This is a genomic window from Mesorhizobium sp. M7A.F.Ca.ET.027.02.1.1 (assembly GCF_004022985.1).
Lineage (GTDB): Bacteria > Pseudomonadota > Alphaproteobacteria > Rhizobiales > Rhizobiaceae > Mesorhizobium.
Map to the genome: position 1 here is coordinate 1 of NZ_RZOL01000958.1, position 430 is coordinate 430.

General features: G+C 65.1%; 1 pseudogene. It reads left to right on the forward strand.

Annotated features, from left to right (window positions below):
• Positions 1-430 (forward strand): annotated as a pseudogene (locus EN749_RS37205) (thiamine pyrophosphate-binding protein); the annotation flags it as partial.

Here is a 430-nt window from a genome sequence, read left to right on the forward strand (position 1 = left end):
GGCTTTCGCAGAGGCTTCCGACATCCCTGTCGTGGCGGCCTTTCGCTATCAGGACCAGTTCGACAACCATTCGCCGGTCTTTGTCGGCGAGGCCGGCGTCGGCATGGTGGCGCATGTCAAAGCCCTGCTCCGCGACGCCGACGTGATCCTGGCCGTCAATGTACGTTTTGGCGAGATGACCACGGATGGCTATACGCTGCTGTCCGTGCCGGTGCCGCGCCAGAAACTGATCCATGTCCATGGCTCCGATCGCGAGATCGGCAAGATCTATGTGCCGGCCATCGGTATCCATGCCGGGCCGAACGCTTTTGCCCGGGCGTTGACGCCCGTCAAAGGCGGCTGGGCGGACTGGCGCGCCGCGGCGCGCAAAGCCTATGAAGGGACATTCGGCGCGCCCGTCCAGCCCGGCCCGGTGGACATGGTGGAGGTC